Origin of the sequence: Levilactobacillus tujiorum (genome assembly GCF_012641185.1) — a bacterium.
Taxonomy (GTDB): Bacteria; Bacillota; Bacilli; order Lactobacillales; family Lactobacillaceae; genus Levilactobacillus; species Levilactobacillus tujiorum.
Map to the genome: position 1 here is coordinate 1 of NZ_JAAXLK010000019.1, position 23,400 is coordinate 23,400.

General features: G+C 49.3%; 23 protein-coding genes. 22 read left to right on the plus strand and 1 reads right to left on the minus strand.

Annotated elements, in window-relative coordinates:
* The first annotated feature begins 743 nt into the window (after window positions 1-743).
* The 22 genes from HF569_RS09390 (at window position 744) to HF569_RS09495 (ending at window position 22,316) form a co-directional block, all read left to right on the plus strand.
* Entirely contained in the window at window positions 744-1,631 is an 888-nt protein-coding gene (locus tag HF569_RS09390; RefSeq protein ID WP_168902240.1) for a phosphate ABC transporter substrate-binding protein, read from the plus strand.
* Complete coding sequence (pstC, locus tag HF569_RS09395; RefSeq protein WP_168902241.1) at window positions 1,628-2,557, plus strand: phosphate ABC transporter permease subunit PstC; 930 nt, start codon at window positions 1,628-1,630, stop codon at window positions 2,555-2,557. The genes HF569_RS09390 and pstC overlap by 4 nt, the downstream gene beginning before the upstream one ends.
* A 2-nt stretch (window positions 2,558-2,559) precedes the next feature.
* On the plus strand, window positions 2,560-3,444 hold the full coding sequence (gene pstA, locus HF569_RS09400) for a phosphate ABC transporter permease PstA (RefSeq protein WP_168849245.1): 885 nt from the start codon (window positions 2,560-2,562) through the stop codon (window positions 3,442-3,444).
* Window positions 3,445-3,492: 48 nt separating this feature from the next.
* Window positions 3,493-4,281 (plus strand): phosphate ABC transporter ATP-binding protein PstB, encoded by a 789-nt coding sequence (pstB, locus tag HF569_RS09405; protein WP_232842606.1) that lies wholly within the window; start codon window positions 3,493-3,495, stop codon window positions 4,279-4,281.
* Between the two features lie 18 nt (window positions 4,282-4,299).
* Complete coding sequence (gene pstB / locus HF569_RS09410) at window positions 4,300-5,058, plus strand: phosphate ABC transporter ATP-binding protein PstB (protein ID WP_168849197.1); 759 nt, start codon at window positions 4,300-4,302, stop codon at window positions 5,056-5,058.
* A gap of 11 nt (window positions 5,059-5,069) precedes the next feature.
* Window positions 5,070-5,747, plus strand: a complete 678-nt coding sequence (gene phoU / locus HF569_RS09415) for a phosphate signaling complex protein PhoU (RefSeq protein ID WP_168849198.1) — start codon at window positions 5,070-5,072, stop codon at window positions 5,745-5,747.
* Between the two features lie 145 nt (window positions 5,748-5,892).
* On the plus strand, window positions 5,893-6,231 hold the full coding sequence (locus HF569_RS09420; RefSeq protein ID WP_168902242.1) for a PspC domain-containing protein: 339 nt from the start codon (window positions 5,893-5,895) through the stop codon (window positions 6,229-6,231).
* Window position 6,232: 1 nt separating this feature from the next.
* On the plus strand, window positions 6,233-6,604 hold the full coding sequence (locus tag HF569_RS09425; protein WP_168902243.1) for a phage holin family protein: 372 nt from the start codon (window positions 6,233-6,235) through the stop codon (window positions 6,602-6,604).
* An 88-nt stretch (window positions 6,605-6,692) separates the two neighbouring features.
* On the plus strand, window positions 6,693-7,628 hold the full coding sequence (gene hprK, locus HF569_RS09430; protein ID WP_168902244.1) for an HPr(Ser) kinase/phosphatase: 936 nt from the start codon (window positions 6,693-6,695) through the stop codon (window positions 7,626-7,628).
* Between the two features lie 4 nt (window positions 7,629-7,632).
* Complete coding sequence (lgt, locus tag HF569_RS09435; protein WP_168902245.1) at window positions 7,633-8,496, plus strand: prolipoprotein diacylglyceryl transferase; 864 nt, start codon at window positions 7,633-7,635, stop codon at window positions 8,494-8,496.
* Between the two features lie 15 nt (window positions 8,497-8,511).
* On the plus strand, window positions 8,512-9,525 hold the full coding sequence (locus HF569_RS09440) for an NAD(P)H-dependent glycerol-3-phosphate dehydrogenase (RefSeq protein WP_168902246.1): 1,014 nt from the start codon (window positions 8,512-8,514) through the stop codon (window positions 9,523-9,525).
* Between the two features lie 32 nt (window positions 9,526-9,557).
* Window positions 9,558-10,463 (plus strand): UTP--glucose-1-phosphate uridylyltransferase GalU, encoded by a 906-nt coding sequence (galU, locus tag HF569_RS09445; protein WP_168849204.1) that lies wholly within the window; start codon window positions 9,558-9,560, stop codon window positions 10,461-10,463.
* A gap of 65 nt (window positions 10,464-10,528) precedes the next feature.
* Window positions 10,529-11,470: a thioredoxin-disulfide reductase gene (gene trxB / locus HF569_RS09450; protein ID WP_168849205.1), complete on the plus strand. Its 942-nt coding sequence runs from the start codon at window positions 10,529-10,531 to the stop codon at window positions 11,468-11,470.
* A 135-nt stretch (window positions 11,471-11,605) separates the two neighbouring features.
* A complete protein-coding gene (locus HF569_RS09455; protein WP_168849206.1) occupies window positions 11,606-12,244 on the plus strand; it encodes a YfbR-like 5'-deoxynucleotidase in 639 nt (212 codons plus the stop codon).
* A 1-nt stretch (window position 12,245) separates the two neighbouring features.
* Complete coding sequence (locus tag HF569_RS09460) at window positions 12,246-12,767, plus strand: acetyltransferase (RefSeq protein WP_168902247.1); 522 nt, start codon at window positions 12,246-12,248, stop codon at window positions 12,765-12,767.
* A gap of 180 nt (window positions 12,768-12,947) precedes the next feature.
* Complete coding sequence (gene uvrB, locus HF569_RS09465) at window positions 12,948-14,954, plus strand: excinuclease ABC subunit UvrB (protein WP_168902248.1); 2,007 nt, start codon at window positions 12,948-12,950, stop codon at window positions 14,952-14,954.
* A gap of 21 nt (window positions 14,955-14,975) precedes the next feature.
* Window positions 14,976-17,825 carry an excinuclease ABC subunit UvrA gene (gene uvrA, locus HF569_RS09470; protein ID WP_168849209.1) on the plus strand — a complete coding sequence of 950 codons (2,850 nt, stop codon included), beginning with the start codon at window positions 14,976-14,978 and terminating at the stop codon, window positions 17,823-17,825.
* A gap of 158 nt (window positions 17,826-17,983) precedes the next feature.
* Window positions 17,984-18,526 carry an HdeD family acid-resistance protein gene (locus tag HF569_RS09475; RefSeq protein WP_168902249.1) on the plus strand — a complete coding sequence of 181 codons (543 nt, stop codon included), beginning with the start codon at window positions 17,984-17,986 and terminating at the stop codon, window positions 18,524-18,526.
* Between the two features lie 165 nt (window positions 18,527-18,691).
* Window positions 18,692-19,576, plus strand: coding sequence for an RNase adapter RapZ (rapZ, locus tag HF569_RS09480; protein WP_168849211.1), 885 nt, complete (start codon window positions 18,692-18,694; stop codon window positions 19,574-19,576).
* Complete coding sequence (locus HF569_RS09485; protein WP_168902250.1) at window positions 19,573-20,586, plus strand: gluconeogenesis factor YvcK family protein; 1,014 nt, start codon at window positions 19,573-19,575, stop codon at window positions 20,584-20,586. The genes rapZ and HF569_RS09485 overlap by 4 nt, the downstream gene beginning before the upstream one ends.
* Before the next feature lie 3 nt (window positions 20,587-20,589).
* On the plus strand, window positions 20,590-21,528 hold the full coding sequence (whiA, locus tag HF569_RS09490) for a DNA-binding protein WhiA (protein WP_168849213.1): 939 nt from the start codon (window positions 20,590-20,592) through the stop codon (window positions 21,526-21,528).
* A 224-nt stretch (window positions 21,529-21,752) separates the two neighbouring features.
* Window positions 21,753-22,316, plus strand: coding sequence for a GNAT family N-acetyltransferase (locus tag HF569_RS09495; RefSeq protein WP_168902251.1), 564 nt, complete (start codon window positions 21,753-21,755; stop codon window positions 22,314-22,316).
* 240 nt (window positions 22,317-22,556) lie between these two features.
* Here the strand turns inward: HF569_RS09495 and clpP are convergent, their stop codons facing one another.
* A complete protein-coding gene (gene clpP / locus HF569_RS09500; RefSeq protein ID WP_168849215.1) occupies window positions 22,557-23,153 on the minus strand; it encodes an ATP-dependent Clp endopeptidase proteolytic subunit ClpP in 597 nt (198 codons plus the stop codon).
* Window positions 23,154-23,400: the final 247 nt, after the last annotated feature.

Sequence of the window (23,400 nt, forward strand, 5' to 3'; positions counted from 1 at the left end):
ACGATTCACCACGATCACTAAGATAGTCTTCGACAGCTTTAATCTTATTTTCAACTGAAACAACCATGATTTATACCCCTCTAGTTTGTTCCAACTTTTGGGGTACGGGTCAAAGCCGTGTCTTCAAAGTCGCCCGTGGTGTAAGCTGGCAAAATCGCCAGCTTACACCACTTTCACGGCCGGCTCCATCCCTGGCCTTCTATGGCTTTGGTTGTGGTTTTTACCACGAAAGCAGTTAAAAATCGTGGCTATTCAGTGTTTTCAGCTCGATAGATAACGACTATGACAATTATTATCCCGGTCGACTGCGAAAGCCACGTTAGCCGTGAGGTTGGCAGATATGGGCTCAGGCGCGTCGTTCTACTTAGTCAGTAAGTGACTTGCTTACTGGCTTAGTAGAAAACCAAGCTTGTAGACTCGGCACTTTCGAGGCTTCAAGTTGTGTTCGCACCGTTCCAGCCCATATCTGTCGACCGGTAAGGCGCAAGGGACTACCAGGTTGCCTAGTTTTAGTCCTGTTTTTATTGTCAATAAGGTTACAGTGCATGTTAACCCAATCATTCCGGGGGATAGAGAGGCCCCTGATTCATCAGAGCGTTGAGCGATTTCGTAAAAAATTCGTCAATACTGGGTAACATTTACATAACCTTTACAATACGCCTACAAGACATTTACATTGGTTCGGTATACTTATTTTCGAAAAGGTCGGGCAGTAGCACCCTGGCCATTAGGAGGTTAACGGTATGTCAATGAAACGTTGGTGGCAGGGGCTGGGCTTACTAGTCGTAGTAGGCCTGGGCCTCTTTGCTTATCAAACGCGCGAGACTAGTCATGCGGGTGAATCGATCACAGCGGTCGGCTCAACCGCCCTACAGCCCTTGGTGGAAGCAGCCGGGGAACAGTATACGGGCGAACATCTCGGAACGTTTATTAACGTTCAGGGTGGGGGAACCGGGACTGGACTGAGTCAAATCCAAGAAGGGGCCGTGCAGATTGGAAATTCTGATCTGTTTGCCGGTGAACAGAAGGGCATTAGAGCCAGCGAATTGGTTGATCATCGAGTCGCGGTGGTGGGCATTACGCCGATTGTTAATAAACAAGCTGGTGTGACGCAGTTGACGACCGCTCAACTAATCCAAGTCTTTACGGGGAAGGTTACCAACTGGCATGAAGTAGGCGGGAAGAACCAACCGATTGTGCTCGTCAACCGGGCGCAGGGGAGTGGAACTCGAGCCACGTTTGAACAATTTGGCCTGGCGGGACATCAGTCCAAAACTGCTCAGGAACAGGATTCTTCAGGAATGGTTCGCCAAATTGTGGCGACCACGCCGGGGGCTATTAGCTACGTAGCCTTCTCCTATGTCGATAAAACGGTTCAAGACGTTACACTGGATCACGTTGCGCCTACGGAGGATAACGTGATCACCAACAAGTGGAAGATCTGGTCATACGAGCACCTCTATACCAAGGGCCAGCCCACTGGTTTAACCAAGCGATTTGTACATTACATTCAATCAACCGCTATTCAAAAAACGTTGGTCCGTCAATTGGGCTACCTGTCGCCGAACCAGATGCAGGTTGAACGTGATGCGAATGGTCAAATCACGCAGTTGGGAGGCGCCAAGGAATGAAGTCAACGGAACAATTAGAGCAACAACTCAAGCGTCATTCAAAAGCCGCCAAACTTGAAATTTGGGGAAAGGTCGTCAGCTTCTCTGCACTGTTATTAATCGTGGCAGTCGTGGTCGCCATTATTGGGTTTGTGGCCTCCAAGGGGTTGGCAACCTTCTTCACCAATCACGTCAGTTTGTGGGATTTTCTTTCCGGTAAGAGCTGGAATCCCGGCGTCACGGATGCTCATGGGAAACCAGAAGTTGGCGCATTGCCAATGATTGTGGGATCCTTCCTGATTACGATTTTATCCGCGATCATTGCGACGCCATTTGCGATTGGAACCGCGGTCTTTATGAATGAGATCTCACCCAATAAAGGGGCCAAGATCTTACAACCGGTGACTGAACTCTTAGTGGGGATTCCATCCGTGGTATATGGTTTTATCGGATTATCCGTCGTCGTGCCGGTCACACGGACGCTCTTTGGTGGCAGTGGTTTTGGGATTTTGTCAGGGACCTGTGTCCTGTTCGTGATGATTCTACCCACGGTGACGTCGATGAGTGTGGATGCTTTGCGTTCCGTTCCCCGGTATTATCGGGAGGCGTCACTTGCCTTAGGGGCCACTCAATGGCAGACCATCTATAAGGTGATCCTACGCGCTGCCACACCAGGCTTGATGACCGCGGTCGTCTTTGGTATGGCTCGGGCCTTCGGTGAAGCACTGGCAGTCCAGATGGTGATTGGGAATGCCGCACTGATGCCCGGCAGTCTGGTTGATCCGGCGTCAACTTTGACCTCGGTCCTGACCACCGGAATTGGGAATACGGTCATGGGCTCGCTGCAAAACAATGCGCTGTGGTCATTAGCGCTGGTTCTGCTGCTCATGTCATTAATCTTTAACCTGATCATTCGCTTGATCGGCCGAAAGGGGCGTCTCCAGTAGTGATGAATCCAAAAACACAAAATAAAGTGGCAATTGGGTCGTTGTACGGAATTGCCGGGTTAGTTGTCTTGATTTTAATGGCCCTGCTCGGCTATATTCTGGTCAGCGGCGTTCCCCAACTAAGCTGGCACTTTTTGACGGCGCCAGCTAAGGCCTTCTTAGAGGGCGGTGGGGTTGGCGTTCAGCTATACAACTCGTTTTACCTGCTAATCTTGGCGATGCTGATTTCCTTTCCCATTGCCTTGGGGGCAGCGATTTACCTCTACGAATATGCCAAGGATAATTGGGTGACCACCACGATTCGAACGGCCATTGAAATTCTGAGTTCACTCCCGTCAGTGGTCGTCGGGCTGTTTGGTTTCTTGTTCTTCGTGGTCCGGTTGAACCTAGGGTTTTCGATCCTTTCCGGGGCGTTTGCCTTAACGTTCTTCAATCTGCCGCTGCTAACGCGTAGTATTGAGGATTCACTGCGAACCATTGATACGACGCAGCGAGAAGGGGGCTTGGCACTGGGGCTGTCACGCTGGGAGACCATTACGCGGGTTATCCTGCCAGCCGCGGTGCCTAGTATCCTGACTGGGGTAATCTTGAGTGCCGGGCGAGTCTTCGGTGAAGCCGCCGCATTGATTTATACGGCCGGGCAAAGTGCACCGGCGTTAGACTTCACGGATTGGAATCCGTTCAACATCTCTAGTCCGTTGAATCCAATGCGTCCGGCAGAAACGTTGGCGGTGCACATCTGGAAGATTAACTCTGAGGGGATTATGCCGGATGCTAAGGCCATTTCCTCCGGGTCATCAGCGGTACTGGTTCTGGCTATTCTGTTGTTCAACTTCGCCGCACGTTACCTAGGTAAGCGGCTGTACAAACGCTTAACGTCAGCGTAAAGGAGGTAGGCCATGTTTTTAAATAACGATGTCACGGCCAAGACGGCCATGTTGGAACGTCACATTGTCCAGCCAGCCGATCCGGAACATCCAACGATTTTATCCACGGAAGACCTCCACGTTTACTATGGCAAGAAGGAAGCCATTGCCGAGGGAGACTTGCGGTTTGCGAGCAATCAGATCACGGCCCTCATTGGCCCATCGGGATCGGGTAAATCAACCTTCCTGCGGTCGCTCAACCGAATGAACGACCGGATTGCCACGGTGACCGGTAAGATTATGTACCGGGGAATTGATATCAATCAACCGGACATTGATGTTTACGAGATGCGTCGCCGGGTGGGGATGGTCTTCCAACGGCCCAACCCGTTTGCCAAATCCATCTATGACAACATTGCCTTCGCTTTGCGACTACGGGGAGTAACCGATAAACATGAGTTAGATGAAATCGTGGAGACCTCGCTAAAGCAAGCAGCGCTGTGGAATCAAGTCAAAGATGAGTTGAACAAGAGTGCGCTGGCCTTGTCGGGTGGGCAGGCGCAGCGGCTATGTATTGCCCGGGCCATCGCCGTCAAACCAGATATTTTACTGCTGGATGAGCCGGCGAGTGCCCTAGATCCAGTGTCGACCAGTCAGTTAGAAGATACGTTGTTAGAGCTTAAGCAGCAGTACAGCATCATTATTGTGACGCATAACATGCAACAAGCGGGGCGGATTAGTGAGTATACGGCCTTTTTCAATCAGGGGCGCGTGTTGGAGTATGATACGACGAGCCATATCTTCACCAATCCACAGGTTCAGATCACGAGTGACTATGTTTCGGGGAACTTCGGTTAACGAGGAGGAAAATTGATAATGAGTAAGGAAATTTTAACGACGCAAGACTTGCATCTGTACTATGGCGACAAGGAAGCGTTAAAGGGGATCAACCTGAACTTCGATGCTAAAGGAATTACCGCATTGATTGGACCATCGGGTTGCGGCAAGTCAACTTATTTGCGGACGTTGAACCGGATGAATGATCTGATTCCTAACGTCACGATTACGGGGACCATTAAGTTTAAAGGGGAGAATCTCTACGCGCCCAGTGCGGACACGGTTCAGATTCGCAAAGAAATTGGCATGGTGTTCCAACAGCCGAACCCCTTCCCATTCTCAATTTACGATAATGTGATTTATGGCCTACGAATTGCTGGTGAAAAGGATAAGGAAAAGCTGGACGCAGTGGTTGAGAAATCGCTACGGCAGGCCGCGGTGTGGGATGAAGTCAAGGACCATCTCCATGAAAGTGCCTTGGCCCTGTCCGGGGGGCAACAACAACGGGTCTGTATTGCCCGCGTCTTAGCGGTATCTCCAGAAATTATTTTGTTAGATGAACCGACCAGTGCCCTTGATCCGGTATCAAGTAGCCAAATTGAAACAACGCTCTTGAATTTACGTCACGATTATACGATCATTACAGTAACCCACAATCTCCAACAGGCTTCGCGGATTGCAGACCGAACAGCCTTCTTTATGAACGGCGAGTTGGTAGAGGTGGACCAAACTAAGAATATTTTCATGAATCCCGCTGAAAAGCAGACGGAAGATTATATTAGCGGTCGATTCGGTTAAGGAGGCAAGCTATGCGTAGATTGTTTGATGATGAATTAGCAGAGTTAGACGCAGACTTCACGGAAATGGGGATGCTGGTGAGCGAAGTTGTCCAGCAAGCGGTTGATGCGTTCATGACGCGGGATGCCGTGGCTGCACAGCAGTTGATCGACCACGATCACGAGATCAACCAACGTGAAATTGCATTGGAACAGAAGACGTTTGAAATGATTGCGTTGTACCAACCGGTTACCACCGATTTACGGGAAATCGTGACCATCCTTAAGGCCGTTTCTGAATTGGAACGGGCAGCGGACCATGCTCGTAACATCGCCCACTCAGCGATCAAATTCGGCAGTAAGCAGAAAATTCCGGTATTGGAACAATTAATCGGTGAGATGAGTCAGATTACCACCAAGATGATTCGCGAAGTCCTGACCACATACGTTAATAAAGACGATCAGGCGGCGCGTGCTTTGGCCGAAGTCGATCGGCAGTTGGATCAGTTGAACCATCAGATCAGAGCGGATAGTTATCAACAGATGCGACTAGACCCAGCGTTTGAAACGGGGGCCTCCATCTATCTGAACGTCGCACAGGATCTCAGCCGTATTGGGGATTACGTCACTAACGTTTGTGAGTGGATCGTTTACCTGAAGTCCGGGCAGATTGTTGAATTGAATCCGGCTAACTCTGATAGTCCAAACTAGGGTAGTCAGCGGTCGGAAATTAAGCAAACAAAACTTAACCAAACTTGAAGATTAACGGGAACGGCCACTGGAAACTTGCTTTCAGTGGCCGCTTTCGTTATTCTTGCCATAAAAGGAATCTATTTAGAAAAGGAAGTGTCCGCTGATGGCAGAAAAAAAGCGTTTTGTTCGTTCGCGCACCAACCGATTAGTGGGTGGTGTACTGGGCGGAATTGCTGAATATTTTGGTTGGAACGCCAATCTTTTACGGGTGATCTATGTCTTAATTACCATTGCTACCCCCTTTGTCCACGGTATCTTGGGGTTGGCCGTTTACGTCATCTTATACACCTTCATGCCACTAGAAGAACGTGCTGAGGGTAGTAATCCCAGCTTACGCGATCTTTTTCGTGGGGCTGATTCGACCACTAAAGATCAGGGCCGGAAAGTCATTCATGATGTGACGGAACAGGATGTTAAGGATTCACATAAGGATGGTGACTAGCATGCGGTTTTGGCCACGAATTCTAGTCAACGCAGTCATCTTCTTAGCGTTGGCGGGGTTCTTTCAGAGTTCGTTAGCGGGCGGCTTACAGAACGCCTTCTACGTGTCGGGAGTCGGGATCGCCTTACTGGCTAGCTTTGTTTTAGCCTTGCTAAATGCGGTGGTGAAACCCATCCTGTTTGTCTTATCCCTACCGATTACGGTGTTAACCTTAGGCCTGTTCAGTGTGGTAATCAATGCGGCCATGCTGGAATTGACCTCTTGGTTTGTCGGCAGTAATTTTGCCTTTTCATCGTTTGGGATCACAATGATGGTGGCAATCATCATGTCAATTTTTAATGCAATCATCAGTGATCACTTTGCGAATAATTAAGTTGGCGGATACAGATGAATTTGGTAGGAGTCGCCCCGTTAAAGTGCTAAAATTAGAGTAGTTCACTATGCAATAAGGAGGAACTCCTATGCCAGAGAGTGTTACAGTGGCTGATCTTGTGAAAGTAAACCGGTTAGATGTCTATTCCGGTGAAGATCATCTGAATCGGCAAATTACAACCAGTGATATTTCACGTCCCGGTTTGGAATTGACCGGGTACTTTAACTATTATCCAGCAAAACGAATTCAGCTCTTGGGGATTACGGAAACGTCTTTCGCTAAGGGAATGACCCATGAAAAGATCCTCGATGTCATGCGGAAGATGTGTCAGCCGGAGACGCCGGCGTTTGTCATCTCGACGCAGCTTGATCCGCCCGAGGAACTGAAACAATCCGCTGAGGAAGCTGGAATCCCGATTCTAGGGACCAAGCTGACTACGTCGCGGGTGCTCAGTAACATGACCAACTACCTGGAAGGCAAGTTAGCCGAACGGCAGTCGGTTCACGGTGTGCTCGTTGATATCTACGGGGTTGGGGTCATGATTACCGGTGATTCTGGCGTTGGTAAAAGTGAAACCGCTTTGGAACTGGTTAAACGGGGCCACCGGCTGATCGCTGACGATCGCGTTGAAGTTTATCAGCAAGATGAACAGACCCTAGTTGGGGCGGCGCCGGCTATTTTGAGCCACCTGCTAGAAATCAGAGGGATTGGGATCATTGATGTGATGAACCTATTTGGTGCTGGGGCCGTGCGTTCCGAGACTGATATTGACCTGATTGTTCACTTACAAGCGTGGAAAGATGATAATCATTTCGACCGGTTGGGCAATAACAGTGAATCCCAGAAGTTCTTTGATGTCGTGGTCCCCAAGATCACGATTCCAGTGCGGACGGGGCGTAACTTAGCCATCATTGTTGAAGCGGCCGCCATGAACTTCCGGGCACGCTCCATGGGCTATGATGCGACAAAGGTCTTTGACGATAATTTGAATCGATTAATCAAACAAAACTCACAAAACAATTAGGGAGATGGGCGTTATTTTTTCACCAATCATGGCGGCGCTTAATCCCATCGCCATTCATTTAGGCCCCATTGCCGTGCACTGGTATGGTGTGATCATCGCCACCGGTGTCGTCATTGCCGTGATTTTAGCGGTACGCGAGGGCCGTCGTCGGGGGATTGATCCCGATGACATTTACGACATGATTCTGTGGGCACTGCCGGCGGCTTTAGTTGCTGCGCGGGCCTACTACGTGATCTTTCAATGGTCATACTATGCGAAACATCCGGCAGAGATTATTGCCATCTGGGACGGTGGCATTGCGATTTACGGTTCGCTGATCGGGGCCGGACTTGTGGTCTTTTTCTTCTGTCGGTCCCGATTTATTCCGGTGTGGTTGATGCTAGATGTGGCTGCACCAACGGTTATTCTAGGACAAGCGATTGGTCGCTGGGGTAACTTCATGAATCAAGAGGCCTTTGGGCGAATCACGAGCCTGGCCTTCTTGCAGGGACTACACCTGCCTAACTTTATCGTGAATCAGATGTTGATTAACGGTGCCTACCGTCAACCAACTTTTCTGTATGAGTCGACCTGGGACCTACTGGGTTTTGTGGTCCTCATGAGCTTACGGCATACGCCAGGACTGTTCAAACAGGGAGAAGTCTTCCTGAGTTACGTTCTGTGGTATTCATTCGGTCGCTTCTTTATCGAGGGAATGCGGACGGATAGTCTGATGCTTTTTGGTGGTTTGCGGGTGTCACAACTGCTGTCAGTCGTCCTGTTCTTGGGCGCCTTGATCATCTGGGTCTATCGGCGTCGCCAGCAGGTGCAACCAGCTGCTTATCTTGATGGCAACCCGTTTCGTGAACAATCTAAACTTTCTAAATAAGGAGAATCCATTACTATGTCAGAGAAAATTGCAGTACTTGGTGCCGGATCATGGGGGTCAATTTTAGCGAGTGTTCTGGACGAAAACGGCCATGACGTTCGTTTGTGGTCATACAACCCTAAGCAAGTCGAGGAGTTAAATACAGAGCACACAAATTCGCATTACATTAAGAATTTTAAGTTTTCTCCCTCGTTAGTGGCCTACTCTGATTTGGCGAGTGCGTTAGTGGACGTGCAGACGATTCTGTTTGTTGTGCCCACTAAGGCGGTGCGGTCCGTGGCCGGCCAAGTAGCAACGATCTTACAAAAGACGGGCAACCAACCAGCGTTGATTCATGCCAGCAAGGGGATTGAACAGAAAACCTATAAGCGGATCTCCCAAGTCTTGGCAGAAGAGATTCCAGCAGCTAACCGGCAATCCATTACGGTGCTGTCAGGGCCTAGCCATGCCGAAGATGTCGCGCGTCATGACTTGACGCTGGTTACGGCAGCTAGTGAGAACTTAGACGCCGCTAAGCATACCCAGAAGTTATTTATGACGAACTACTTCCGGGTTTACACCAACCCTGACATCATTGGCGTTGAGATTGGTGCGGCTTTGAAGAACATCATCGCGCTGGGTGCTGGTGCTTTGCACGGCCTAGGGTACGGTGACAACGCCAAGGCTGCCTTGATGACCCGGGGCTTGGCCGAAATTTCACGGTTAGGGACGTCCTTTGGCGCCGATCCGATGACCTTTATCGGGTTGTCTGGTGTGGGTGACATTATTGTGACCGCAACCAGTTCCAATTCGCGGAACTGGCGTGCTGGTGATGAGTTAGGTCGTGGTGAAGCGCTCGACGATGTGATTAACCATATGGGGATGGTGATCGAAGGGGTAGCCACGACTAAGGCCGCCTACGAATTGTCGAAGAAGCGTGGCGTATCAATGCCGATTACCGAGGCCATCTATCAGGTATTGTACGAAGGTAAAGATATTCGGACGGCTATTTCAGATCTGATGCAACGTGAAGGTCGTTCAGAATTCTAGTTGTTTAGTGGGGATACAGGAGGATATAGATTATGAGAAAAGTTAGAAAAGCAGTCATTCCAGCCGCCGGTCTGGGCACACGGTTTTTACCGGCAACGAAAGCCTTAGCTAAGGAAATGCTTCCGATTGTGGATAAGCCAACGATTCAATTTATCGTTGAAGAAGCGCGCAAGTCGGGCATCGAAGACATCGTGATCGTTGATGGTAAGTCCAAGCGGTCAATTGAAGACCACTTTGATTCTAATCCAGAGCTGGAAGCCAATTTAGCGGCTAAGCACAAGGATGAAATGCTCCGCCAAGTTCAAGAGACGACGGGGATGAATCTGTACTTCATTCGGCAACCTTATCCTCGTGGCTTGGGCGACGCCGTGTTGACGGCTAAGGCCTTTATCGGTGACGAACCCTTCGTTGTCATGTTGGGTGATGACATGACCGATAGCAAGGTGCCGTTAACGAAGCAACTGATCGATCGTTATGAGCAAACGGGGGCTTCCACGTTGGCTGTAATGCGGGTTCCCCACAAGGATACGGCTAAGTACGGGGTCATCAATCCTTCTGAAGAAACGGCACCAGGGTTGTACAACGTCACGAACTTTGTTGAAAAGCCTCAACCGGATGAAGCCCCTAGTGACCTGGCAATCATCGGTCGTTACCTCTTCACGCCAGAAATCTTTGAAGCACTTGAAAGCACGCCGGTTGGCTTGGGTAACGAGCTGCAATTGACGGATGCGATTGACAACTTAAACAAGACTCAGCGCGTCTTTGCCCACGAATACACGGGGAAGCGCTACGACGTTGGAAATAAGTTTGGTTGGATTCAAACGAACATTGAATACGGGTTACAACATCCAGAAACGAAGGATGCGTTACGCAAGTACATCGAAGAAATGGGTGCTAAGCTGTCCGCTGAGGATGAGAAAGCAACCAAGTCAAAATAGGTGACAAACTTCCTTTTTGATAGTAAAGTACACTAAAGGCTAAGAGCAGAAGGGAGCGTTTAAATTTGAAAAACTATGATGTTATTGTCATCGGTGCGGGCCCAGGTGGCATGACCGGTGCCTTGTACGCTTCACGGGCCAACCTTTCCGTCTTAATGTTAGACCGCGGAATCTATGGTGGTCAGATGAACAATACGGCGGCTATTGAGAATTATCCTGGATTTAAGTCAGTTCTGGGACCAGATTTGGCCAAGGACATGTACGAGGGATCAACTCAATTCGGCGCAGAATTTGCGTACGGCAACGTTGAAAGCATTGAAGATCATGGCGACCATAAGGTAGTCAAGACTGATGATGGTGATTACAGTGCCGGGGCCGTGCTGATTGCCTCAGGCTCTGAATACAAGAAACTAGGCGTGCCTGGTGAAAATGAATTTGGTGGCCGGGGTGTGTCTTACTGCGCGGTCTGCGACGGGGCGTTCTTCAAGAACCGGGAAGTCGTCGTTGTCGGTGGTGGTGACTCCGCTGTCGAAGAGAGTCTTTACCTAGCAGGCATCACGTCTAAGGTCACCGTAGTGGTTCGGCGTGATCAACTGCGGGCCCAGAAGATCTTACAGGATCGGGCTTTTGCCAACGATAAGATTGAATTTGTCTGGAACACCAACGTTACCGAGGTTGTGGGTGACGAGATGAAAGTCACTGGTGTTACCACGAAGAACAATCAGACGGGTGAGACCGGTGAAATTGCAGCAAGTGGGGTGTTCATCTACGTTGGGAATTTACCAATGACGGATGCCTTCACTGATCTGGGCATTACTGATGACAAGGGCTGGATCAAGACCGATGACCGGATGGCCACGGCAGTTCCCGGCGTCTTTGCTATTGGGGATGTGCGCCAGAAGACTTTACGGCAGATTACCACTGCCGTAGGGGATGGTGGGATTGCTGGCCAAGAAGCTTTCAGTTATCTGGAAACATTGAAGGCCAATGCGGCTTCCGCCAAATAAGGTGATATCTAGCGGAAACAACCTCAGGCGAGGTGGTTTCCGCTTTTTGTAAAGAATTAAGGGGTCAATGACTAGTGCTGGGACGATTGCGCCCGGCGATTACATAAAGATAGAATGATCGAGGAGTGAGCAAGCATGGGGATGAATCAATTTTTACAAAGTTTAAGCGATTTGGAAACGATTGATCGGGCACCAGGATACTTCAAATTTGAACAACATTCGGTGGCCGCGCATTCATTCAAGGTGGCGGAAGTGGCCCAATTCCTAGGTGACGTGGAAGAGGGCGCCGGGAATCAAGTGAACTGGCGGTTGCTCTATGAAAAATCGTTGAATCACGATTATACAGAACGGTTTATTGGCGATATTAAGACGCCCGTTAAGTATGCCACGCCACAGTTGCGGCAAATGTTAGCGGATGTTGAAGATTCGTTGACGGCTAACTTCATCAAAAATGAAATTCCTGAGCAGTTTCAGGCGGCCTATACGCGGCGATTGGGTGAAGGCAAAGATGATACCTTAGAAGGACAGATTCTTTCGGTAGCCGATAAGGTGGACCTACTGTATGAATCCTTCGGTGAAATCCAAAAGGGCAATCCAGAACCGGTCTTCACGGAAATCTATCGGGAGAGTTTGACGACCATTTTGAAGTTTAAGCAAATGGCCTGTGTCCAGTATTTCTTAGCGGAAGTGCTGCCGGAGATGTTAGCTGCCGACTTCAGTGATCGGCAGAAGTTGGCAACGTTAACTGATAATTTATTGAAACAAGGAGATTAGCATGAAATTAGCTGAAGTTTGGAACCAGACCATGGTTGGGGCCACGGTTAGACCCTTAACCCACGCGGATGATGACTTGATTTATAAGTTTCAAGCGGCTCATCCGGCATATTTTAACCATTTTCAGGACCATCCCGTGACCCGCAATGAAGCGATTCAAGACGTGACCGACGTTCCCATGAACGCCATGCCTGATCAAAAGGCCTATTTGGGAATTTTCCACGATGATCAGTTAGTGGTGTTGGTAGACCTGATTATTGACTATCCATTGCCCAGTCTGGTGTGGCTAGGAATGTGGATGACGGATTCGGAGTTACCAGCTGAACAAGCGGCCGATTATTATCATAGTTTGGTCGCCACGCTGCGGGCTGCTGGGGCGGTCCAATTACAACTGAGTGTCTTTATGGGTGACCGGCAGATGAAACAATTCTGGGAACAGCAACAGCTCCAGCCGATTCAGACGACAACGGTGGTGCGCGGTGACCGGACGGCGAATGTGACCATCTATCAGGATAAGTTCTAGTCGTAAGACACCAAACTGGCGAAAGTATGTTCGGTATGGTAAAATATTTGAGCACGATGGGAAGCAGTTTGTTTCCCATTTTTCTGATGAATGAAATGGTAACCAGCACTGGACGCTGGTGGTAAAGCGGTACCCATGAAACCGCAAATAACGAGATGATTTTTGTAGGGAGGTTATGCCATGATTGATCGTCAATCAGACCGTAAATTTGACTTGGTTTCCAATTATCAACCCACGGGGGATCAGCCTGAGGCCATTGCGAAATTGACCCAGGGAATTCAGGACCACGAGAAGGCCCAGATCCTACTGGGTGCTACGGGGACCGGGAAAACGTTCACAATTTCTAATGTGATTAAGAATGTGAATAAGCCCACGCTGGTGTTGTCACATAACAAAACGTTGGCTGGGCAGTTATACGGGGAATTCAAAGAGTTCTTTCCGAATAACGCGGTTGAGTACTTTGTGAGTTACTATGACTATTACCAGCCCGAGGCCTACGTTCCATCAAGTGATACGTACATTGAAAAGGACTCCTCGATTAATGATGAAATTGATAAGCTACGGCACTCAGCGACCAGCTCCCTGCTGGAACGCAATGACGTTATCGTGGTGGCTTCGGTATCCTCGATCTTTGGGTTAGGGGATCCGACTGAGTACAAGAATCACGTCGTCTCGTTACGCGTCGGTCAGGAGATTGAACGGGATGCACTGCTACGTAAATTAGTAAATATTCAATTTGAACGCAACGACTATGACTTTCAACGGGGCCGGTTCCGGGTTCATGGCGACGTTGTCGAAATCTTCCCAGCGTCGAGAGATGACCGGGCCTTGCGAGTTGAGTTCTTTGGCGATGAGATTGACCGGATTCGCGAAGTGGACTCACTGACGGGTGAAATTGTGGGCGATCGGGAGCACGTGGCCATCTTCCCGGCGACGCACTTTATGACCAACGATGATATTATGGCCAAGGCAACCGCTGGTATCGAAGGTGAAATGAAGGATCGCGTGGCTGAATTAGAAAGTCAAAGTAAGTTGCTGGAAGCCCAACGACTCAAGCAACGGACGACTTACGACCTGGAAATGATGCGTGAAATGGGTTATACGAGCGGTATTGAAAACTATTCACGCTGGATGGATGGCCGCCAAGCCGGTGAGCCACCTTACACGTTACTGGACTTCTTCCCGAAGGACTTTTTGCTGGTCGTCGATGAATCCCACGTGACCATGCCGCAAGTGAGGGGAATGTATAACGGTGACCAAGCGCGTAAGCAACAACTGGTTGACTACGGTTTCCGGTTGCCTAGCGCGCTGGATAACCGGCCGCTGAAGCTGTCAGAATTTGAGCAGCACGTCAACCAAGTCATCTATATGTCGGCGACTCCCGGGCCTTACGAACATGAACAAACGGATCGCGTGGTTCAACAGATTATTCGGCCAACGGGGCTCCTTGATCCGACGATTGAGGTACGACCGATCATGGGCCAGATGGATGATCTGGTAGGCGAGATCAATACGCGCGTGGAAGCCAACGAGCGGACCTTTGTGACGACCTTAACTAAAAAGATGGCTGAAGACTTGACGGACTATCTGAAGGACTTAGGCATCAAAGTGGCCTATCTGCATTCAGATATTAAGACCCTAGAACGGACGCAGATTATGCGTGATCTGCGGTTGGGCAAGTACGACGTCCTCGTGGGGATCAACCTGTTGCGGGAAGGAATCGATATTCCAGAAGTGTCACTCGTGGCGATTCTCGATGCCGACAAGGAAGGCTTCTTGCGAAATGAACGCTCGTTGATCCAAACGATTGGTCGGGCGGCCCGAAACTCGCACGGGGCAGTGATTATGTATGCAGATTCCGTGACCGAATCGATGCAAGCCGCCATTGATGAAACGGCACGGCGGCGGAAGGTCCAGATGGCCTACAATAAGGAACATGGGATTACGCCAAAGACCATCATTAAGCCAATCCGTGATCTGATTGCGGTCACGAAGAAGAACGATCATGAGGGTGAAAAGGATGATTTCGTCTCGACTGATTTTGAAGATATGTCGAAGGACGATCAACGGAAATTAATTGCCCGACTGGAAGATGAAATGCGTGCCGCGGCGAAGAAGTTAGACTTTGAACAGGCGGCTTCTTTGCGGGATACCGTTATGGACATGAAGACCGAGATCGGGGATTAGGTCGAGTAAGGAGAATATGAATTGTTAAACGATAAAATCGTGATTCACGGTGCCAGAGCGCACAATTTAAAGGATATTGACGTTACTATTCCTAAGAACAAGCTCGTTGTCATCAGTGGTCTGTCGGGTTCTGGTAAGAGCTCGCTGGCTTTTGACACTCTTTATGCGGAAGGCCAACGACGCTACGTGGAAAGTCTGTCGTCGTACGCCCGGCAATTTCTCGGGCAGATGGATAAGCCCGATGTCGATTCGATTGATGGGTTGAGTCCCGCTATTTCGATCGATCAGAAAACCACGTCAAAGAACCCCCGGTCAACGGTAGGGACGGTCACCGAAATTAATGACTACTTCCGGTTATTGTGGGCCAGAGTCGGTACGCCCATCTGTCCCAATGATGGCACTAAGATTACGAGTCAGAGCGTCGAACAGATGGTTAATCAAGTTCTGGCATTACCAGAGCGGACTAAATTACAAGTTTTGTCGCCCATCGTCCGAGCTAAGAAGGGGCAACATAAGAAGATCTTCGACAAGATTCGACGGGAAGGATTTGTGCGGGTCCGGGTCGACGGTGAAATTATGGATATCGACGATGTGCCGGAACTCGATAAGAATAAAAATCATGATATTGCCATTGTGATTGACCGGATTGTGGTTAAGGATGGCATTCGCTCAAGGTTGTTCGATTCCTTTGAAGCGGCCTTACGCTTGAGCGGTGGTTACGCTATCGCTGACTTGATTGATGGCGAGCCCATGATTTTCTCAGAACACTATGCTTGTCCAGTCTGTGGCTTCACGGTGGGTGAGCTAGAACCACGGTTGTTCTCCTTCAACGCCCCCTTTGGCGCTTGTCCCGACTGTGATGGCTTGGGCGTTAAGCTCGAGGTCGACTTGGATCTGGTCGTTCCGGACAAGTCCAAGACCCTGCGTGAAGGGGCCTTAGCACCTTGGAATCCCATCAGTTCACAGTACTACCCCGCCTTGTTGGAACAAGCAGCGGCGGCTTTTAAGGTCGATATGGATGTGCCATTTAAGGACCTTCCTAAAGCGGCTCAAGATCTCGTGTTGTACGGGTCTAAGGGCAAGGAATTCCACTTCCACTATGAAAATGACTTCGGTGGTGTCCGCGACGTCGATGTTGCCTTTGAAGGTGTAGTACCTAACGTTGAACGGCGTTACAAAGAAACCAACAGTGATTTTACGCGTGACGTGATGCGTAAGTACATGGCCGAATTGACTTGTCAGACCTGTCACGGGTATCGGTTGAATCGGCAAGCCCTCAGTGTTCAGATCAACCATCAACACATTGGGGTCGTCTCTGATATGCCGGTCGATAAGGAATTGGCTTTCTTTCAAGATCTCAGCTTCGGTGAACAGGATCAGGTCATTGCCCAGCCAATCCTGAAAGAGATTCGGGATCGACTCACCTTCTTACGGAACGTGGGCTTGGATTATCTGACGCTGAGTCGTTCCGCACGGACTCTGTCCGGAGGGGAAGCACAACGGATTCGGTTAGCCACGCAAATTGGGTCGAACCTTTCTGGGGTGCTGTACATCTTGGATGAGCCTTCCATTGGTCTACACCAACGCGACAACGATCGGTTGATCAAGTCGTTAAAACAAATGCGGGACTTAGGTAACACGCTAATTGTGGTGGAACATGACGAGGATACGATGCGAGCAGCCGATTACATCGTTGATATTGGTCCGGGGGCCGGTGAAAATGGCGGTCACGTCATGGCCGCTGGGACCCCCAAGCAAGTGATGCGATCACGGAAATCCTTGACGGGGCAGTATCTCTCCGGTAAACGTTATATCCCGGTACCTTTAACACGTCGTTCCGGTAACGGCAAGAGCATTCGGGTGACTGGTGCAGCTGAAAACAACTTGAAGGACATCACGGTTGATTTTCCATTAGGCGAATTCGTGGTGGTCACGGGAGTTTCTGGCTCAGGGAAGTCGACCTTGGTCAACACGATCCTGAAGCGAGCACTGGCCCAAAAGCTGAACCGTAACTCGGAAAAACCAGGGAAATATAAGAGCATCGCTGGGGTCAAGAACATTGAACGGTTGGTGGACATTGACCAGAGTCCAATTGGGCGGACCCCCCGGAGTAACCCGGCAACTTACACGGGCGTTTTCGACGATGTCCGGGCGCTATTTGCCCAGACCAACGATGCCAAGCTCCGTGGTTATCAAAAGGGACGGTTTAGCTTTAATACCAAGGGTGGCCGGTGTGAAGCCTGCCACGGGGATGGTATTTTGAAGATTGAAATGAACTTCTTGCCCGACGTGTATGTTCCCTGTGAGGTTTGTCACGGCACTCGCTACAACTCGGAAACACTAGAAGTAGAATATAAGGGGAAGAATATCGCTGACGTGCTTGATATGACGGTGAGCGAAGCCTTGACTTTCTTCGAAGCCATTCCGAAGATCACCCGGAAATTGCAAACGATTCAGGATGTCGGCTTAGGCTACGTGAAGCTGGGACAACCAGCAACGACCTTATCCGGTGGGGAAGCGCAACGAATGAAGTTAGCTTCAGAATTGCACAAGCAACAAAATGGGAAGAACTTCTACATTTTGGATGAACCGACCACCGGTTTGCACAGCGATGACATTAAACGATTGCTGACGGTGCTGCACCGCCTGGTTGATAAGGGCAATACGGTGCTGGTGATCGAACACAACCTGGATGTCATCAAGACGGCGGATCATCTGATTGACCTGGGGCCAGAAGGTGGCGAGGCCGGTGGTAACATTGTGGCTACCGGAACGCCTGAGGAGCTGGCGCAAGTTAAGAATAGCTATACCGGTCAGTACCTCAAGCCCGTTTTGGAACGGGATAAGGCGCGGACTGAGGAAGATGCCTAGTGTCAGTGTCATAGAAATGTAACGAAGAGCGGTGAGACTGCCAGTTGGCGGGTCACACCGCTCTTTTTAGTTAGGTGAACTTGTTTACCATGCGGAAAACCAGTACAATAGTTGGAAACCGGTCAACACTTGGCCGGAGTTGTGAGGAGATGCAGACAATGTTTAATATGAATCGAACCCGTTGGGGCTTTGATTGGAGCGAATTTATTCTCGGTATTTTATTTTTAGTGGCCGCGTACGGCCTTTTCCGTTCGCCCAAGATTGGTTTGACGGGCTTAGCCATTATTTTTGCGATTATGGCGCTGTTGAGTGGTTTAACGACAATTGCGGGTTACCGCAAGCTGCACGAAGCCACCGGGTTACGGGCCAACTTTGCCTTAGCTTTAGGGATCTTGGATATTCTGATTGCTGTGGTCTTTTTCTTCGATATGAATAGTGCCATTGTTACCTTGGGCTACTTATTTGCCATCTGGTTTATCGTTGATTCCCTGGAACGTTTACTGGTTGCTAGTCACCTGCGGAGTTTCGGTGGCGGCTACTTCTGGCTGTCAATCATCTTTGATGTCTTGGCGCTGGTAATCGGTGTGATGTTGTTCGTTCATCCGGTGGTAGCGGCCTTATCACTGAACGGTCTAGTGGCAATCTTCTTTGCCATCTTTGGCCTCAACGCCATTTTTATTTCGGTGGCGCGCAGTCGTTAATCATCAAATGAAGCTATTTGTGGCCAATTGGCCGCAGATAGCTTTTTTTACTGAGTAAGGCGGAAACTGCTAGTTTTCTAGGAATTTGAGGGAAACATTAGTAAAAGACACGCCCGGTGTGTTATACTGCATAAAGACGTTTTTTAAAGAAGCTGGAGGAGAGCCATGACAAATGAAATCCATTTAGTCATCATAACTGGGATGAGTGGTGCCGGGAAGACCGTCGCCATGCAGAGCTTTGAAGATTTGGGGTATTTCTGTATTGATAATATGCCGCCTTCGTTACTCCCCAAGTTTTGGGATTTGGTCCGCGAATCCGGCAAGTTGTCAAAGATTGCGTTAGTGATTGATTTACGATCACGGGCCTTTTACGATGAAATCGTGCGGATGCTAAATGACGTTGCCGTTCACGGGACCATGAACGCTCAGGTTCTGTTCCTGGACGCTTCGGACGAAGAATTAGTGTCTCGTTATAAGGAAACCCGACGGTCCCATCCACTGGCGCGTAACGGCCGTGTGATGGAAGGCATTCAACGAGAACGGCGCCTACTGGAACCGATTCGGCAAGCGGCACAGTTGGTCATTGATACGACGTCATTGAGTCCACGTAAACTACGAGAAGAGATTTTTCATAACTACGAGACCGAGGCGGCTCAGGTCTTCCACATTGAGGTCATGTCATTTGGCTTCAAATATGGTCTACCAATTGATGCCGACATTGTGATGGACGTGCGTTTCTTGCCGAATCCATACTACATTCCAGCGTTGCGCGATCAGACTGGAAAGGACCAGGACGTTTATGATTACGTCATGGCTCAACCACAGACTGAGGAATTTTATCAACAGTTTATTCAGCTCCTCACGACGATCGTGCCGGGCTATAAGAAAGAGGGTAAGGCGAGCCTTACCATTGCTATAGGTTGTACGGGCGGACAACATCGTTCCGTGGCCTTAGCTACGCGTATCGGTCAGGCACTAGGCAACACTTACCCAGTCCACGTGACCCATCGCGATATTGAGAAGCGAAAGGAGTCCGCTAACCGCTCATGAGAGATCCATTGCGTACCCGCCGGCCCAAGATTGTGGTCATTGGCGGGGGGACTGGCTTGCCGGTCATCTTAAGCAACCTACGTGATCGCGACGTTGATATTACCGCCGTGGTGACGGTTGCTGATGACGGCGGTTCTTCGGGGATTATTCGACACTACGTTAACGTGGTGCCGCCTGGAGATATCCGTAACGTCATGGTGGCCCTGGCTGAAGTGCCGTCCATTTATAAAGATTTATTTCAGTACCGATTTGAAACGACAGATGATTTCTTTGCTGGCCACGCCATTGGGAACTTGATCATTGCCGCCTTGTCGGAGATGAAGGGCGGTATTTTTGATGCTGTCCAAGAACTTTCTCAGTTGATGCGGGTCAATGGACACATTTACCCAGCAGCTAACGAGCCGTTAGAGTTACACGCCCAATTTGCCGACGGGAGTACCCTGAGTGGTGAATCGGAGATTACGGCGGCCCACAAGCTGATTAAACGGGTGTGGGTGGAAACGAGTAACCATCACGACGCGCCGCATGCGGTACACCAGGTGATCGATGCCATTATGGCGGCTGATCAGATTGTACTGGGCCCTGGGAGTTTGTTTACCAGCATCTTGCCCAACTTAATGATTGATAGTGTTGGACAGGCTGTTAAGGAAAGTCCAGCTGAGGTGGTCTACATCTGCAATATCATGACGCAGAAGGGTGAAACTGAAAACTTCACCGATGCGGATCACGTGCGCGTCTTAAATCAACATTTAGGTGAAAACTTTATCGACACGGTGCTGGTGAATTCTCACGCGGTGCCAGATCAATATATTGATTATCAGCGCTGGGACGAGATGTCTCAGCCAGTGCGGCATGATTTCCGGGGGCTCCGTGATCAGGGTTGCCGTGTTATCTCGACAGATTTTCTACAATTACGCGATAATGGGGCTTTCCACAATGGTCAAGAAGTTGTTAATGAACTCTTGAATCTCATTGGCCAGCCACGCTATCGGATGAAACGGAGGCTTTAACGCATGTCATATGCCAGTGAAGTAAAGAAAGAATTGACGACGCTTGAGGTTCATCGGGACAACGCCAAAGCCGAGCTGGTAGCGTTGATCCGGATGAATGGGGCCTTGGGCTTAGCGAATCATCATTTTGTGTTGAACGTACAGACGGAAAATCCGGCGATTGCTCGGCGGATGTATCAATTGCTAAAACAGTTCTATGATTTGGAAAGTGAACTGTTGGTGCGCCGCAAGATGAAATTAAAGAAGAACAACCTCTATATCGTGCGGGTCAAGACGGGTGTAACGGAAGTACTGTCTGACCTGGGAATTTTTGACGGGATGCAACTGCTCGAATCGGTTCCTGCCGAAATTCTCGATTCCGATATGTCGGTGCGGTCATATTTGCGAGGGGCCTTTCTAGCGGGGGGTTCGGTGAACAATCCGGAAACCAGTCGTTATCATTTGGAGATCTATTCACTATACGAAGAACATAATCAGATGATTGCGGAAATGATGAACCGGTACAATCTGAATGCACGAACGATCGTCCGGCGTAGCGGGTACATTACCTACTTGAAGAGTGCCGAAGAAATTGCCGACTTCTTATCTTTGATTGGGGCAACGACGTCGATGCTTAAATTCGAGGATATCCGGATCATGCGGGATATGCGGAATTCAGTGAACCGATTGGTAAACTGTGAGAATGCTAACCTCGACAAAGTCGCGAATGCGTCGACTCGGCAAATTGATAATATTCAATTTATCGATGCCACGGTTGGCTTGGGACAGCTGCCAGTTAAGCTACGGGAAGTTGCCGAGACACGGTTAGCGCATAAGGAAGTGAGTCTAAAGGAATTAGGTGATCTGGTTCCTGGCGGCCCTATTTCTAAATCGGGAATCAACCACCGGTTACGGAAGATTAACGACTATGCAAAGCAATTACGCGAAGAAGCCACGGCTTAGTCAGGTTGTGGTTTGAAGATTAACCAAAAGGGATCGGGATGATTAGTCTCGGTCCCTTTGGTGTCCCTGAATAGTGCTGTTGGGAAACAACTAGAAATTTGACGCTAGTCGGGGCGTCTGCTAAGGTGATTGATAGATTACCTGGTTGACCTGCTAACGGTTTAGACAGTCACCAGTTGTTGCTAATTATCAATAGATGACCACCCTAGGAGGCTGATTAGGACATGCAAATTCGACAAGCTCACCCACAGGATAGCGCGCAGATAGCGCCGCTGATTGCGATGATCTATCGTGATATGGAGATGCCCGTACTGCAGAATGTTTCGGAGTCGGCATTACTGTCGATGTTGACGGAACTATACGCTATGCCAGAAAATCTGAATGGTATAGCTCAGACTTGGGTTGCGGACGACGACGGTCGAGTACTGGGCGTGGCTTTCGGTCATCCAGCTGAAAATGAGATTGCAGTCAATCAAATTTTGAAGCAAGTTTCTGGTGAGCATCCGGGCTTCTCGGCACCGCTAGAATTAGGCGGTGAGAGTCGGCCTGGCGAGTGGTATTTGAGCATGTTGGCAGTGGCACCGCAAGCTCAGGGACAAGGAATTGGTAGCCAGCTGTTAAAGGCCTTGCCGCGACTGGTTGAAAAATTTGGTCAAAGCAAGATCAGTTTGAATGTTGACGATGGGAACCCAGGTGCGGCTAAGCTTTACCGGCGCCAGGGATTTAAGCCTGACGGTCGGTTAATGATTGGCGTTCATCCGTACCAACACATGGGATTAATCGTATAAGAATAGTTAGGCTCAGAGTCTGGGATAAAACATCCAGACTCTTTTTGTGCTCCGAACGTATCTGGCCGAAACGTGGAACTAAAGGCAGTCAACTCCGCTTAACCCCGATAGACAAAAAATCCAAGCCCGGGATTATTTGTCTATCGACGTTAATGCTCATTGACTAACCGCAATGCTTTTGTTCCACTCTCATTTGGGCATAAAAAAAGCATCGACCTGTTGGCCGGTGCTTTTTATAAATTACTTAGTTTGTTCACTACTGTTGGTCATGATGTGGTCGATTAACCCGTAATCAACGGCTTCTTGAGCACTCAAGTAGTTGTCCCGTTCAGTGTCTTGGTTCAGACGTTCAACGGGTTGACCGGAATTGTCAGCCAAAATTTGGTTGATCAATTGCCGCGTCTTCAAGATTTCGCGAGCAGCAATTTCAATTTCAGTTTGTTGCCCTTGGGCACCACCAGATGGTTGGTGAATCATGACTTGGGCGTGAGGTAATGCGAACCGCTTACCCTTGGTTCCGGATGATGCCAAGACGCTGGCCATGGAAGCAGCCATCCCTAACGTAATTGTTTGTACGTCGGATTGGATGAAGTTCATGGTATCGTAAATGGCTAAGCCGGAGGAAACCACACCACCAGGTGAGTTGATGTAAAGTGAGATATCCTTAGTGGAATCTTGGGCGTCCAAGAAGAGTAATTGTGCGATAATGGCGTTGGCCATGTCATCTTCAATTGGGCCGGAAAGCATGATGATCCGGTCTTTTAATAGTCGTGAATAGATATCATAGGCCCGTTCGCCACGGGATGATTGTTCAATAACTGTAGGTACTAAATTCATGACAAGATAGCCTCCCTTATTTATTTAACGTAGAAATGGCTAGCGTTCTGCTAACATGTTGCTAGTGTACCGCTATGGTCAAAGTAGGTCAAACAATATGACTTTATTCTGGCTGATTACGCTGAATTGTTAAGCAACCCTGATGAAGTCAAGGGTTGGGTTACTTTAGTCCAGCAGTATTGCTGACGATTGACAACCATTTGACTAGAACTATCATACCAGAAATTGACTAAACGTCACGTATTCT